This is a genomic window from Schleiferilactobacillus perolens DSM 12744 (assembly GCF_001435585.1).
GTDB lineage: Bacteria > Bacillota > Bacilli > Lactobacillales > Lactobacillaceae > Schleiferilactobacillus > Schleiferilactobacillus perolens.
This window is the reverse complement of sequence record NZ_AZEC01000005.1, coordinates 259912-275336: the sequence shown is the minus strand read 5'-3', so window position 1 is coordinate 275336 and position 15425 is coordinate 259912. Positions and strand designations below refer to the sequence as shown.

General features: G+C 49.0%; 16 protein-coding genes. All 16 read right to left on the bottom strand.

The window, feature by feature from the left end; translation table 11 throughout:
- Positions 1-19: 19 nt before the first annotated feature.
- The 16 genes from FD09_RS08075 to FD09_RS08000 all read right to left on the bottom strand — a co-directional run bounded on the left by FD09_RS08075 (position 20) and on the right by FD09_RS08000 (position 15425).
- Positions 20-1141, bottom strand: a complete 1122-nt coding sequence (locus FD09_RS08075; RefSeq protein WP_057820154.1) for a Nif3-like dinuclear metal center hexameric protein — start codon at positions 1139-1141, stop codon at positions 20-22.
- Positions 1138-1845 (bottom strand): tRNA (adenine(22)-N(1))-methyltransferase, encoded by a 708-nt coding sequence (locus tag FD09_RS08070; RefSeq protein WP_057820152.1) that lies wholly within the window; start codon positions 1843-1845, stop codon positions 1138-1140. The genes FD09_RS08075 and FD09_RS08070 overlap by 4 nt, the downstream gene beginning before the upstream one ends.
- A gap of 115 nt (positions 1846-1960) precedes the next feature.
- Entirely contained in the window at positions 1961-2194 is a 234-nt protein-coding gene (locus FD09_RS08065; protein WP_057820150.1) for a hypothetical protein, read from the bottom strand.
- A 92-nt stretch (positions 2195-2286) separates the two neighbouring features.
- The gene (locus tag FD09_RS08060; RefSeq protein ID WP_057820148.1) at positions 2287-2955 is read right to left on the bottom strand and encodes a hypothetical protein; all 669 of its coding nucleotides are present in this window, start codon (positions 2953-2955) and stop codon (positions 2287-2289) included.
- Between the two features lie 122 nt (positions 2956-3077).
- Complete coding sequence (gene rpoD / locus FD09_RS08055; RefSeq protein ID WP_057820146.1) at positions 3078-4193, bottom strand: RNA polymerase sigma factor RpoD; 1116 nt, start codon at positions 4191-4193, stop codon at positions 3078-3080.
- Between the two features lie 156 nt (positions 4194-4349).
- Positions 4350-6188, bottom strand: a complete 1839-nt coding sequence (gene dnaG / locus FD09_RS08050; RefSeq protein ID WP_057820144.1) for a DNA primase — start codon at positions 6186-6188, stop codon at positions 4350-4352.
- An 87-nt stretch (positions 6189-6275) separates the two neighbouring features.
- Positions 6276-8348: a glycine--tRNA ligase subunit beta gene (gene glyS, locus FD09_RS08045; RefSeq protein ID WP_057820142.1), complete on the bottom strand. Its 2073-nt coding sequence runs from the start codon at positions 8346-8348 to the stop codon at positions 6276-6278.
- Between the two features lies 1 nt (position 8349).
- A complete protein-coding gene (gene glyQ / locus FD09_RS08040; RefSeq protein WP_057820140.1) occupies positions 8350-9264 on the bottom strand; it encodes a glycine--tRNA ligase subunit alpha in 915 nt (304 codons plus the stop codon).
- Positions 9265-9608: 344 nt separating this feature from the next.
- Positions 9609-10418: a DNA repair protein RecO gene (gene recO, locus FD09_RS08035; protein WP_057820139.1), complete on the bottom strand. Its 810-nt coding sequence runs from the start codon at positions 10416-10418 to the stop codon at positions 9609-9611.
- A complete protein-coding gene (era, locus tag FD09_RS08030; RefSeq protein ID WP_057820137.1) occupies positions 10419-11333 on the bottom strand; it encodes a GTPase Era in 915 nt (304 codons plus the stop codon).
- Complete coding sequence (locus FD09_RS08025; protein WP_162261494.1) at positions 11323-11727, bottom strand: cytidine deaminase; 405 nt, start codon at positions 11725-11727, stop codon at positions 11323-11325. The genes era and FD09_RS08025 overlap by 11 nt, the downstream gene beginning before the upstream one ends.
- 17 nt (positions 11728-11744) lie before the next feature.
- Entirely contained in the window at positions 11745-12137 is a 393-nt protein-coding gene (locus tag FD09_RS08020; RefSeq protein ID WP_162261492.1) for a diacylglycerol kinase family protein, read from the bottom strand.
- Entirely contained in the window at positions 12121-12597 is a 477-nt protein-coding gene (ybeY, locus tag FD09_RS08015; RefSeq protein WP_057820131.1) for an rRNA maturation RNase YbeY, read from the bottom strand. The genes FD09_RS08020 and ybeY overlap by 17 nt, the downstream gene beginning before the upstream one ends.
- Entirely contained in the window at positions 12594-13541 is a 948-nt protein-coding gene (locus FD09_RS08010) for a PhoH family protein (protein WP_157053729.1), read from the bottom strand. The genes ybeY and FD09_RS08010 overlap by 4 nt, the downstream gene beginning before the upstream one ends.
- Positions 13542-13804: 263 nt before the next feature.
- A complete protein-coding gene (locus FD09_RS08005) occupies positions 13805-14755 on the bottom strand; it encodes a dihydroorotate oxidase (RefSeq protein WP_057820127.1) in 951 nt (316 codons plus the stop codon).
- A 226-nt stretch (positions 14756-14981) separates the two neighbouring features.
- Positions 14982-15425, bottom strand: a complete 444-nt coding sequence (locus FD09_RS08000) for a GatB/YqeY domain-containing protein (RefSeq protein WP_057820125.1) — start codon at positions 15423-15425, stop codon at positions 14982-14984.

Sequence of the window (15425 nt, the reverse complement as noted above, 5' to 3'; positions counted from 1 at the left end):
GTTGATTGCCTGCTTTCTTCTATAAAAATGTAAAAGGATCGGTGGACAATGGTGAAGGAATCACCGTGAGCTGCCAGTCATTTTCGGCGGACCATTGGGCTAGCATGGCACTCATCTGGGGAATCACAATACTTTCAATGTGATGGCCCGGATCAATCACGGGCAAATCAGCCGCTAACATATCGTGACCGGTGTGATAATACACATCACCGGTCACAAAAGCTTGGGCTCCGGCGGCCTGGGCTTGGTGGAAAAACTTACCGCCATCGCCGCCGACCACCGCGATTCTTTGTACAGACCGGGACAAATCATTGGCCACCACCCGCAGTCCCTGTAACGAAAAGACATCTTTGATATGCAGTGCCAACGCTTTAACAGTCAACGGAGAACTCAGTTCGCCGATCCGGCCAATCCCAGTATGGGCCGCTGGGTAGGCTTCTTGAAAAATATCGTACGCCGGTTCTTCGTATGGATGGATGGCCAACATCGCCTGCAAGACTTTATCTCGCCGCGAATGGGGGAAAATCACTTCAATACGGGTTTCCGCCACAACTGTCGGCTTTGCTAAGGTGCCAATCGCTGGATGGGCCCCCTGCTCTGGGGTAAATCGGCCTTCACCATCATGGCTGAAAGAGGCCCCACTGTAATCGCCAATTTGACCTGCACCAGCCTGGGCTAACGCTTGGCGCATGGACTCGGCATTCGTCTGAGGAGTAAAGACAACCAACTTTTCAAGGGGATCATCATTACTCTGCGCAAACGGCTGCACATCATGCAGGCCAATCGCAGCCGCCAACCAATCGTTCATGCCGCCTACGGCCTTATCAAGGTTGGTATGCGCCGCAAAAACACTAATTCCGTGAGTCAGCAACTTGGCATACATGCGATTTTGCGGATCAGCAAGATCAAGATTATGCGGTGCATGAAAAATCATGGGGTGATGGGCCCAGATCATGTCGACATGCTGGGCGATCGCGTAATCAACCACTTCCGGTCGGACATCCAGCGTCACTAATAGACGCTTAACTGGGGCAGTGCGATCGCCCAGTTGAAATCCTGTGGGATCATTACCCTCTCGCAGGAACTGGGGAGCAAACTGTTGACTGCGATCGATAATCTCTTGAACCGTCACCTGACTCATGCCTTCAAAGCCTCCTCAATCATCTGCTGTTCCCTTTGCACGGCATCCACTTTTTCTCTTTGGTCACTGTGGGCCTCCGATAATTGGCTTAGCAGTTTCTCATTCTTTTCATGCCGCTCTTGCCAAAAGGCTTGCCACACGGAATTCTTTTCACGGCGCAGTTGCGGTCCCATTAATACATCCGCCGGGTCTAAAGTCACCGTCTCCAGCACTGGATCGGCCACGATAATTTCGTAGATGTGATGGTCATCGTCAATGATCCGTTCTGCGCTGATCCCATATTGATGGGCCGCCAGCCATTCTCGTACCCGATCGCCACCCACATTGGGTTGGAGAATTAAACGTTCCTGATGCCGTAAATGGGACAGTCCGCGATCAAGTATTTCTGTGATCAAGGCACCGCCCATGCCGGCAATGACGACACAATTTACTGCATCATCCGCGGTCAAAGTTGCCAAGCCGTCGCCTTCCCGTACACTGACTTGGGCAGTCACTTGTGCTTCTCGCACATTGCGGGTGGCACTGGCCACCGGTCCGTCCCCCACATCACTGGCAACTACCTTGGGCGCAATGCCTTCATGAACCAAATAGATCGGAAGATATGCATGATCTGTGCCGATGTCCGCCACAATTGCTCCTTGCGGTACGAACCCGGCAACAATCGTGAGCCGATCAGATAACAATTTTGCAATATGCTGCGTCACAAAACATGCCCGCTTTCTATAAATTCGTATGTTGTTATCAGTATACCAAACGATGGTCGGTACACTCATCAATTGGTCAAAAAAGCCGTTCGACAAAACGTCGAACGGCAAAATGCTAACGACGCACGGCCTGTAGCTGCCGGTCGTGAGAATATGCAATCCAGTTACCCGTCGCCGCAATTGTCGCCAATACGGCTCCTGCGAGTACTGTGAAATTCAAACCTGAATGTTGGACAAGTACCAAATAGCCGACAGCGCCAAAGGCGAAAACAGCTAATGCGCTATACAGCCATCCCATCACGAGCCACGAGAGCGGCCTAGCAGGCGGTTGCTGATAATCATCATCCATTATGATCACTCCATTTTCTAAAGAAAACAGTGGTTACCAAGTTATTTACTTATATTTTATCATAAAACCAAAGAAAATGTGGCAATTCTCTGCTATGAGCGCCATTTTTCCCACCACTTAGGTTTCCGGTGGTCTTCGGCAGGCAACTGCATCTGGGCTAATGTTTTGGGTGTTGCATTATGCTCAACCGCCACATCATCCATTTTGTGGTTGAGATAAGATTGTGTCGGTGATTTCCTTGTCGCTGTATCCACATCGGCCGCAGCTACCGTCGTGGGTGCGGAATCAGTCTCTGTAATTGATGGCATCGGTGTCGTGACGTCGCGTTTATTATCGCTGTCTGACTGATCTGTCAGATGCGGATCCGCTTCATGGAGCATTGCCAAAATGCGTGTATTTTGCTGGACAACGGTGTTCACCAGTTCCCGCAACTGGGTAATTTCTGCATGCTGCGATTGGACGGTGGCCGATAACGCTGCGACCTGTAACGATGTGGATGCAGGATCGTCCCCGGACACTGCTGCCGGTAAAACCATCCGCACTGCAGCCTTCATTGGCAAACGATCAATATCCATCAGCTGCCCGATTTGTTTGATTTGCTGTTGAACGGTCACCGAATACAAACGACCGTGCCGGGCGTTACGGGGAAACACAACGCCCTGTTCTTCGAGGTAGGCGGATAGTCGACGCACACGACTTTCGGTCATCGCCAATGTCTGGGCAGTTTGCCTCACCGATTGCAAAGCCTCTTCTGCTAGCATTCACATTCCCCCGTTCTCAAATATTACCTTTCCATGACATTATACCAAATATCGGGCATTATCCCTTAAAGAAAAAGAAAAGAGTGCCGACCATCACTGGCCAGCACTCTGATCAAAAACCATTAATCCAAGAAATCCTTCAATTGTTTTGACCGAGACGGATGCCGTAATTTACGTAACGCCTTGGCTTCAATCTGTCGAATCCGTTCTCTAGTGACCCCGAACACCTTGCCAACTTCTTCCAAAGTCCGTGTACGGCCGTCATCAAGACCAAACCGCAACCGCAAAACGTTCTCCTCGCGGTCAGTCAGTGTATCCAGCACACCCTCCAATTGCTCCTTGAGCAGTTCATTAGAAGCATGCTCTTCTGGACTCGTGGCATCGTGATCTTCGATGAAGTCCCCCAGGTGAGAGTCGTCCTCTTCACCGATAGGTGTCTCCAGTGAAACTGGTTCTTGGGCAATCTTCAGAATTTCCCGGACCTTTTCAGTCGGTAAATCCATTTCTGCACCAATTTCTTCTGGTGTTGGTTCACGACCTAAATCTTGCAACAATTGCCGTTGAATCCGAATCAGTTTATTGATGGTTTCCACCATGTGTACTGGAATTCGAATCGTCCGTGCTTGGTCGGCAATGGCCCGGGTAATCGCCTGCCGAATCCACCAGGTGGCATAAGTGGAGAACTTGAACCCCTTCTTGTAGTCGAATTTCTCGACTGCTTTCATCAGGCCCATGTTCCCTTCCTGAATCAGATCCAAGAACTGCATGCCCCGACCGACATACCGCTTGGCAATGGAGACCACCAACCGTAAGTTGGCTTCAGCTAACCGTTGCTTCGCCTCTTCGTCACCCTGTTCGATCTTTAACGCCAATTCAACTTCTTCATCGGCTGTCAGCAAAGGCACCCGACCAATTTCCTTCAAATACATCCGCACTGGATCATTGATCTTCACGCCGGTGGGCGCAGATAGATCACGCAGTTCAGTCTTAGTAGGTTGTTTTTCCTTCTTCAGACTCCGTTCGGCTGGTTCGCCGTTCTCGTCCACGATACTAATGCCGTTATCTTCGACCTTTTGCATGACATCATCAATGTCGTTGGCCTCGAGTTTGAAGGGTTTCACAATTTTATCGACAAGTTCATCATTTGTGATTTGCTTTTTGGGTCGGTATTCTTTGACTAAGGCTTTAACTGCCTTGTTGAGTTCCTTTTTGGACACCGTACTTGTTTGTTTTGCCATTCAGCAATCCCCTCCATTAAAAATGGGCATAAAAAGACACATATATAATGTACACCAAAACCGCCATGAATGCAAGTCGATTAATCTCCTATAAATAACGCATTGGCAGTCACCAACTGTGTAAACGACTGGTTTTGTGGTGTATTAAAAGCACACTTACTGTTGTGGAGAACCGCCCTTCAAGCGTTGCTGGATAGCAATGATTTGCTGGGCAGCCGCAAGTTCTCCGGGGCCATCACCATTTTCATGGGCTTGGCGTAATTGTTGTTGTAACATCTGAAGCTGGGCGTGTAAAGGATGCCGTTGTAAAATGTGCAAATAATCGTCGATTTGATCTTCAGAGTAATCCGCCGGTAATTCCCGCATCTCAATTTGAGCCAACAGCGCGTTCTCTTTTTCCGGGACATAATCGTTGAATCCAGCCAAATCGTCCGCACTGTGGCCAGCACTCAAATAATCCTGCCACAACAGATACAGCGCCTGGTAATCCACATCGACAAATTCAAAATTTGCCTGGCTTTGACTCTGGACCAAATCCACCACTTCTGGATGAGCCAACATTAATCCGAGTAGATCTTGCTCAGTCCGTTCTACCAACGATAACCGTGGCCTAGTTTGAACGGGGGCACCAAATGCCGGTTCATCGGCTGGAGCGTGGCGCTGCTGGTGGGGCCGTTTTTTGGGCATTTCCGCTTGGACTTGAATCAGTGACGCCTGTAACGCCCCTAAATCGACATCCAACCGTTTGCTTAAATTTCGTAAATGCACATCGCGCTCGACTGGTGACGGATCCTGAGCAATAACGGCCAACGCCGCATCCGTGAAATCTGCCCGGCCGGCTTCCCCCGTCAGATCGCTGCGGCTGGCCAGTTCCCGCAACCCGAATCCAGTACGGGTTAGGCGTTGTTCTGCCAACTGTTGGCGAAATGCCTCTGCTCCGCGTTTTTGCACAAACTCGTCCGGGTCCATCCCCGCCGGTAATACCACCACGCTGACATTGAAGCCCTTATCGTCTGCCAACAAACTCAGGGCCCGCTTGGCTGCCGCAATTCCGGGGGCGTCACCATCGTAACAGATGACTAAACTATCCGTGATGCGCCGCAAGTCATAAATTTGCTGATCCGTCAGGCTGGTTCCCATGGAGGCAACCCCGTTTTTTACGCCCGCGCCAAAGGCCGAGATGACATCCATGAAACCTTCAAAAAGAATGGCCCGTTTGTCATCCCGAATCACACTTTTGGCCTGATCCAGGTTAAACAAAATATCTCGTTTGGCAAAGAGTTTTGTTTCTGGACTATTCAGATATTTTGGCGCATTCTCCGTCTTGGTTAATATCCGACCAGAAAATGCGACCACTTGGCCGCCTTGATCGCGCACCGGGAACATTACCCGATTATAAAACCGGTCGCGCAAGTGGCCGTCATCTGTTTCATTAAACAACCCAGACTGACGCAACAATTCATCATCATAATGTTCATGCAGATACTGCCACAATACATCACCTGTCGCTGGGGCGAAACCGATATTGAAATCGTTGATCAATTCATCCGCCATTCCCCGCTCGTGCAGATACGCTAACGCCGTTTCACCGACCTTCGTGTTAACCAAGATGTGGTGAAAAAAATCTGCCGTTTGCGTGTGAATTTTCCGCAAATTAGCCATTTCTGGATCTGCCGGAGCTGCTTGACCGACATATTCATCGGGTAATTTTTCCCCGATCATCTCTGCTACTTTGGCCACGGATTCGGGGAAAGACAAATCCTCAATATCCATGATGAACTTGAAGACATTTCCCCCCCGGCCGCAACTGAAGCAGTGAAAAATCTGTTTATCCGGCGCCACCGAAAAAGAAGGTGTTTTTTCCTCATGAAACGGACAAAGACCAAAATAATTGCGGCCTTGTTTCCGTAACTGCACATACTGACCCACAATATCCAAAATATTGGCTTTCTGCCGAATATCTTCAATCACTGGTTCCGGGATACGCTGTGCCATATATTTTCTCCTTTCTCAGAGTGGCAAAAGCGGCGGATCTGCCTCAGGCAAACCCACCGCTTCATCATCGAAAAACAAGCGTCGCTTTTATTTTACAATCAACCCATCCAAATTACCAAACAATTTGGCGATTTCCCGAATCTGGCGCAATTGTTGCAACCGGTTGTTTTGAATCTTTGGATCTTTGTCCATCACCATGTTCTCGTCAAAATACGCATCAATGATTGGCCGAAGCTCTTGCAACCGTTGATACAGATCGCCAATGGACAAATTGGGAACATCAACTTTTAACTTTTCCACCGCATCATATAACTTTTGTTCCGAGGGGTTTTGGAACAGAGCGGGGTCAACGACCGGCTCCTCGTCTTTAGCTTTACGGGCCAGATGAGATACACGCGTCAATGCTTCGATGGTCCCCTTGAAGGTATCCTTCTTGGCTTCATGGGTCAATACCTGCGCCGCCGCAAACATATCCTCCGGATCCACTTCCTGGTTCTCTGTCACAGCGTCAACAATGTCATGCCGGGCATCTTTGGTGCTGAAGAACTGTTTCACCCGATCAACGAAGAAATCGTTTAAGCCTTTGATCTTATCCAATTTCAACTGCGGGACTTGATTCTTTTTCTGGAATTGGCTGACGATTGCAGCTTGAATCCGCAGTAACGGGAAGTGCCAGCGGTGTTCCTGCAGAATACGAATAATACCATACGCTTGGCGTCGTAATGCATAGGGATCGTTCGACCCACTGGGCACCATACCGGCACCAAAGAAAGTCATAATCGTATCCATCTTATCTGCGATGGCCAGCACGCTGCCAATCTTTGATTCAGGCAGCTTGCCGTCTGCAGAAGTCGGCATATAATGCTCCCGAATAGCCTGGGCCACCGCGGGCTTCTCGCCTTGCAATTGAGCGTAAATTTCTCCCATGGTACCCTGTAATTCTGGGAACTCGCCAACCATGCTGGTTACCAAATCAAACTTGTAAATATGGGCTGCCCGATCCAAGTCGGTGAGTTCTTCATCACTCAATTCGAAGCGTTCACCAAGATAATGGGCGATGCCCGCCACCCGCTGCATCTTCTCGTACATGGTCCCAATCTTATCGTGGAACATCACGGTCTTCAACTTCTCGACGTAATCCGCAATGGTGTGCTGTTGGTCCTCTTCATAGAAGAACACCGCATCTTCCAATCGAGCGACCAGGACTTTTTCGTTACCCTTGATGACGTTTTCCAAATGATCTGTATTACCGTTACGCACGGCCACAAAGTCTGGCAGTAATTCACCATTGTGGTCCGTCACGTAGAAATAACGTTGGTTATCCCGCATTGAGGTAATCAAAACGGCATCGGGTAATTCTAGATACTTCTTGTCAAACTTACCGGCAAAGGCAGTGGGATATTCCACCAGGTTGGTGACTTCTTCAAACAAATCCCGGTTCATGACGATCCGCCAGCCATGGTCATTGGCAATCTGCGTGACTTGATCTTTGATCAGTGCACCGCGTTTATCTTCGTCGGCAATCACAAATTGTTTGGCCAGTGCAGTTTCGTAGTCTGTGGCGTTCTTTAGTGCCACTGGTTCACCTAAGAAGCGGTGGCCTTGAGTCGTGCGACCGGCTTCAATATCCAGCACTTTGAAAGGAATGACGGTATCATCCAGCAGAGACACAAACCAATGCAACGGGCGAATGTATTCAAAATCGTAACTGTTCCAGTGCATCCGGGTCGGGAAAGTCATGGCTTCAATGATTTCCGTGACCTTAGGCAAAACCTGCGCCGCCGGTTGACCGGAAATATTCTTTTGGTAAAAGACATAAGGGGTGCCCTTCACGTCGCGTACTTCCAAGTCATCCACAGAACCGCCCTGGCCCCGGGCAAACCCTTGGGCAGCTTTAGTCCATTGGCCGTCTTTATCTTGGGCAATCTTCATGGCCGGGCCACGATTCTCAGTGCTTTCGTCGGTCTGCTTATCCGCTAAACCACTGACTAATAAAGCCAGGCGACGCGGTGTGGCATATTCATGAATATCTGCAAAAGCTAACCGATTATCCTTCAGAAAAGCGGCCATGCGGTCCCGCAGCTGATGAATACTAGGCGTCACCACATGGGCCGGCATGTCTTCCAAACCAATTTCCAATAAGTAATTGTGCGTGGTCATGTTAGTCTGCCTCCTTTTGTGATGCGTTTTCCTGAGCATGCTTGAGTAACGGGAAGCCCCGCTTCTCTCGTTCGTCCACGAATGCCTGGGCAACAAGATGCGCCATACGTCGAATCCGACCCATGTATCCTGCCCGTTCAGTGACCGATACTGCACCACGCGCATCCAACAAGTTGAAGGTGTGGGAACACTTCAAGATATAATCATAAGCCGGGTGAACTAGACCCAATTTGATCAAGCGATGGGCCTCTTTTTCATAGTCATTGAAGAAATTGAACAACATTTTCTGGTCGCTTTCTTCAAAGGCATATTTTGAATGCTCATATTCCGGTTCTTTGAAAATATCACCGTACAGAACACCGTCGCCCCGTTCCAGATCATAAACAGAATTCACATCCTGAATATAGGAAGCCAATCGCTCAATCCCATAGGACAATTCACTGGTTACTGGGGATACATTCAAACCACCCACGACTTGGAAATAAGTGAACTGTGATACTTCCATTCCATCCAACCATATTTCCCAGCCCACACCGGCACAACCCATGGAGGGGTTTTCCCAATTGTCTTCAACGAAACGAATGTCATGTTCCAATGGTTCGATGCCCAGCGCCCGTAAAGAATCCAAATAATACTCTTGAATGTCTTTCGGTGAAGGCTTCATCACGACTTGGAACTGGTGGTGTTGATACAACCGGTTCGGATTCTCACCATAACGGCCGTCTGCTGGCCGCCGGGAGGGTTCCACATAAGCCGCGTTCCATGGTTCTGGACCAACTGCCCGTAAGAAGGTATAAGGACTCATCGTGCCCGCACCCTTCTCGACGTCATAGGCCTCCATTAACATACAACCCTTGCTGGCCCAGAACCGCTGCAAGGTCAAGATCATGTCTTGAATATCCAACTTTTTTGCCATTGCTTTCTCCTCTTCCGCATGGTGCAAGGGTCATTGAAGGTAAACAAAAACCGTCCCTACACTACGCCAAATGGTAGTGTAGGGACGGCTTTTAACCGCGGTTCCACCCTACTTCACAGGACTGCGCCCTGTGCGCTTCGTTCTTGATTCGCTCCCGGGTGCCGTGCGCTGGTCGTGAACGGCTTGCACCTTTCCGTTCTCGCTGAGTTGACCTTGCTTTACCCGTTCCTCACGAATGATTCACTGATATCATACGCTAAAAGATTGCGGGAGACAAGATGGTTTTCTGAAAAGGCACATAATTCGTCGTCGAAGTTAACATAATAAAAATTATCGGCATACATTTATTTGCTTTGCTCACCATTGCTCGCATTTCTCGGTTTCAGCGGCTTAAAATCTTGGTTCCACTGTCCCAGCGAGTCAATGAAGCGTTTAGAGCGGGGATACGTCCCCACAGTATCACTGTAAATACGATCAATTATCGTCCGTAATTCCGCTTTAGTTTGTACATTAACGTTGATGGACTGCACCTGGTTGATGTTGACTACAGAAAAACGCCGCAAATAATAAATTGCTTTGGCACTGGCATGAAATCGATATGGCTCTTGGGCCCAGTGCCGGTTGCAGATTAGGCCGCCTGCACCTTCCGAGTAGTCCATGGGTCGATCGTCACGCCCGCAAATCGCACATACCCGCAACTGGGGAGCCACCCCAAAAGCAGGCAACAGTTGAATCTCAACGATGTTGGCTAAAATGGCCGGATCGAGTCCCCGATCCATCCCTAATAAAACTGCTTTACCGATGTCATACCAGCGGGGAATTGCCTGACCTTCTGGGAATGCCGCCCGAATTAGATCAAAAATATAAGTGGCATAGGCATTTGTCACGATATTCTCCATGGGCTGGCGGAATAATTGAGTACCCTTGGCCGTCCGCAATTGTGAAAGTCCCGCAGCACGCACGACCCCGACATAATCGCCCAACGTAAACGGCAAAGTGACGCCGGCAAGTTTTGCTTTAGGACGTTTCAGTCCCCTTGCGATGAAAGTTTTAAACCCATATTGACTGGTCAAAAAACGGACAAGGGCGTCGTGTTCGCGAAAGTTTTGGCGGGAGACAACGATGCCCGTGAAATCAATGGCGGCTTCAGCCATTTACTCTAACTTCTTAATGTTGTAACCAGATTGGTTCAAAAACTTCGGATCATCCCGCCAATTTTTCTGTACTTTGACCCATAGTTTCAAGTTGACCTTTTCACCCAGGAGCGCTTCGATTTCCCGCCGGGCATTGATCCCCATCTGTTTCATCATCTTGCCACCAGCACCGATCACAATCCCCTTTTGAGAGTCTCGTTCTACGTAAATTGTGGCATGAATTTGCAGCTTACCCTCAATACGCGAATTCATGGAATCCACCAACACCGCTACGGAGTGAGGAATTTCCTGGCGAGTTAGTTGGAGGACTTGCTCACGAATCAATTCGGCGACCACAAAGTATTCTGGATGATCCGTGATTTGATCTTCTGGATAATATTGCGGCCCAGGATTCAGATGTTTTTCCAATCCCGCTAGCATGTCGCTGACATTGTTTCCTTGGGTAGCCGAAATTGGATATACCCCAGTGAAATGCAGTTCATCTGTATAATTTGCCACAATTTCCGGTAATGTATCGGGGTGCACCAAGTCGATCTTGTTGACGAGCAAATAAAGCGGCGTCTTGGTTTGACTCAGTAAATTCATAATATAGCGATCACCAGGGCCAATCTTGTCATCGGCTGCCACCATGAACAGAATCGCATCCACTTCGGAAAAAGTCGACAGAGCGGCGGCATCCATATAATCGTCCAATTTATTTTTCGGTTTGTGAATCCCTGGCGTATCCACAAAGACGATCTGGGAATGATCGGTGGTGTAAATCCCCTGAATCTTGTTTCTAGTGGTTTGTGCCTTATCCGACATAATCGCCACTTTCTCGCCTACGAGCCGATTCATTAAAGTCGACTTACCGACATTGGGCCGTCCCACAATGGCAACAAAACCCGAAACAAACTGTTTTTCTTTAGTGTCCATGATGCAACTGCTCCTCTGTGAACGCATATGGCAATAATTCCGCCACCGTCGTTCTCTTAATTTTTCCTTGTAAATTCGTCAACAATACCGGCATGGTTGGCTCCCCAAACTCAGCGAGCACCTGCCGACACGCCCCGCACGGGGACACTGGATCAGTCGTATCAGCCACAACCACCAACTCGCTGAAGTGCCGGTGTCCTTCACTAACCGCCTTAAATATTGCCGTTCGCTCGGCACAATTTGCCAATCCGTAACTGGAGTTCTCGATATTGCACCCCTGGTAAACATGGCCGTCTGCCGTCACCAACGCCGCTCCAACGGCGAAGTGAGAATACGGAACGTAGGCTTGTCTCCGGGCATCCACGGCGCTTTGAATCAACTCTTTTTCTGCCAGCATAGTCAATCTCCTTTTTAATGAAATGCCGCCCACAACAGCGGGATAAAGACCACAATTCCGACTAACACAGCGAAAAAAGCCGTCAGCAATACAATGCCGGCGGACAAATCTTTGATTTTTTTGGCCTGGGGCGAAAAAGCACCCCGGGTAACGAAATCCACGAGATTCTCAATCAAGGTATTACTCAATTCAGCAAAAATCACCAGCCATACCGCCGCCATCAGCCATAACCAATCGGCTAATCCGGCATGCAAAACACTAGCTGCCACTGCGACCAGAATAAAACCCGCCGCATCACGGCGCAAATTACGTTCTTCGCGTAAAGCAATCCGAACACCCGCCCAAGCATGGCTTAATGATTGCGCAAAGCTGTGATTCTTATCAGTCTGTTTAACGGGTGAGGCCATAAGCATCCAATATCTTTTCTTGTAAGGGAATCATCACGGCCTCATCTGCCTTCTTAATATGGTCGTACCCATTGAGATGCAGGAAGCCGTGGACGGTCGTATAGCCGAGTTCTCGACGGAAGGAATGCCCGAAACGTTCGGCTTGCTCCTTGGCAATTTCTGGAGAAATGAACAAATCACCAATATTCCGGGGCAAATCAGCCAACGCTTCAATGGGTTCACCAAACACACTGTCATCATCGCCATCTTCAATAGCAAAGCTGATCACATCAGTGGCCCGATCGACATGACGATACTGATTGTTGATTTCCCGGATTCTTTCCTTTGACACAAAGGTAATCGACATTTCCGTATCGTTTTTCAGCTTTAATTGGTGACCCGCAAATTGGACCAAATCCTTGACTAATGCCAGAGATTCCGGCGTCAATAGGTGATCGTCGTCATAGACATCTAAATTCACTGAGCAGTTCCTCCGTTGTTATTTTCTTGCGGCATATCATGTGCGGCATAAGCGTCAATAATGGCGGCCACGACAGGATGCCGCACGACGTCAGCCGACGAAAAGTGAACAAAACCAATATGGGGAATATCGTGCAAAATTGATTCTGCACTCAGCAAGCCGCTGGCCGAATTCCGGGGCAGATCAATCTGGGTGACATCCCCATCCACTACCATTTTGGAATCAAAACCAAGCCGCGTCAGCAGCATCTTCATCTGGGCTTTCGTCGCATTTTGCGCCTCATCCATGATGATGAATGCCTGATCCAGGGTACGGCCCCGCATGTAGGCCAATGGGGCAATTTCAATGACCCCACGATCCAGCATTCGGTTCGTCTGATCGGTGCCCATAATTTGATACAGAGCATCGTATATCGGCCGTAAATAGGGATCCACTTTTTCTTTTAAGTCACCGGGCAAAAAACCCAGTGATTCACCGGCTTCAACGGCTGGCCGGGTTAAAATGATCCGCTCCACACTGCCGTTTTTCAACGCCGCTACTGCCAGAGCAACAGCCAGATAGGTCTTCCCGGTACCGGCGGGACCGATGCCGAAGGTGATATCGTTATGCCGAATGGTTTGAACATATTGACGCTGACCAAATGTCTTGACCCGAATTTCCCGACCCTTGGCATCGCGAATCAATGTTTCCTTATAGAGATCACCAAAATATTCCAGCGTACCGCGTTGTGCCATCTTAATGGCACTCATGACATCAGTGGCCCCGATGCGCACATCCCCGCCAATGACACCCGTGAGTGCATCCAAAACCTGCATTGCTAAGTGTACATCGTCCGCATGACCAGAAATATGAATCGTGGTATCTCGGGCAGTCACGGTCACATTCAAACTCTCTGACAGTAACTGAAGATATTCATCATTAACCCCCATCAAGGTGACGGCCATGTTTGGATCACTGAGACGATAAGTCTCTTCAATAGGTGCGGCTTCTGCCAAGTTCTCCCTACTTTCTAAAAGGTTATTTACTGTTTATTTTAGCACAATATTGCAAGAGGGTGGAGCCGACCGCTTAGAAGCGTAAGGACAAGAGTGGCGGACCAGAAAACCCGCACTTAGGTTTTATGGTCCGCCACTCTTGTCCTCTAGCTTCTGGTCGGCTCCGCCCGCTTACGTAAACCATGGTGCAGCACTACTGACGGTGCACAACTCTACCGCACCGCCACCGCCTCCGGCACCTGGAGATTTCCCCGAAAGTCGCTTAACCGCCGATACCCCTTCTCGTCCATTAAATCATTCAGTTCCTGCGTTAACCGGGCAAACACCTTCGGCCCTTCTTTACCCAATTGAGTTGCGACACCGACCATATCCGCGCCGCACAGAATCAATTCAAAAACATCGCGGCCATTTTGCACACCGCCAGTCCCAATAATCCGGATGCTGGGATTCAATAACTGTCGCAATGTCCGCACATTAGCCAACGCCATCGGCTTAATATAGCCGCCGCCAATACCGCCCAGGCCACCCTTCGGCGCGATGGCAGCTGTTTCATCCTTAATGACCAGTCCGTTACCAACACTATTAATGGTGTTGACGAAAACCAGCGGAAATTTATTCAAGACAGCCGCAATTTCTTGGAAGTGAACCAAGTCAAAGTATGGCGGTAGCTTGACTCCCAAGGCGCCGTGGTAAATACCGGTAACCTGCGTCAAGATACGCTCAACAGCACCAAAATCATATGCAATTTGCGGTTTGCCCACAACATTCGGGCAAGAAAGATTAAGTTCCACGAGACCATGAAAATTGCTTTGTGCGATCTTCGTAAATAATCGGCCGAAGTCATCCGGGTCCGTTCCTGTGGTAGATAGAAAATAGGGTTTGTCGGGATGGGTATTTTCAAACTCCGCCAACACACCCAGATAATAATCCAGTCCCTTATTGGGTAATCCCATAGAGTTGATGCTGCCCAGAGAAGTAGCCGCCATACGTGGTTCTGGATTACCCTGTCGCGCTTGTAAGGTAGCTGTTTTAGTGACAAAAGTAGCGGCTGCCGAAGAATCCACCGCGCTCAATTCATCGCGATCGAAACACCAAACACCCGCACCGTTCATTACCGTATTATCGAAATGGAAATCACCAATTGTTGTGGTTAAGTCTGCCATGAGATATTTCCTCCAGAAATCGGGAGGCAAAGATTCAGCCGTGCACTGTTAAGATTTTGCCATTAACAGCCGCGTCAGCAAAATGGATGCTCTCTGTCACCCGTTATTTTGTTGCATTGCAAGCATTGTGCCACAAAAAGAGAACAAGCGCAATACAAAAAGGACCTGCAAATGCAGATCCTTCCAAGAATATTAAGCCACATCAATCAACTTCGCAAAGAAGCGACTAACCCAGCAATTCTTTGACATAAGCGTTGACTTTGGCGCCATCCGCTTTGCCTTTAACCTTGGGCATGAGTGCCTTCATTACTTTGCCAAAATCGGCCTTGCCGGTCGCCCCAACCTCGGTAATTGTATCTTGAACGGTCTGCTTAATGGCAGCATCGTCCATTTGCTTCGGCATATATTTCTCAACGACAGCAATTTCGGCTTTGACGCCAGTAACCAAGTCTTCTCGATTCGCTTTTTCAAACTCTTCAAGAGATTCTTTCCGCTGCTTCATCTCTCGGGTAATAACCCCAAGCTCTTCAGCATCGGTCAAATCACGACCCACCTCATTTTTTTCATTCTGTAAGGCAGCCTTGATCATCCGAATCACACTCAGCGTGGTCTTATCTTTCGCTTTCATCGCGGTAATCATATCGGTGTTTAGCGAATCTAACAAGCTCAT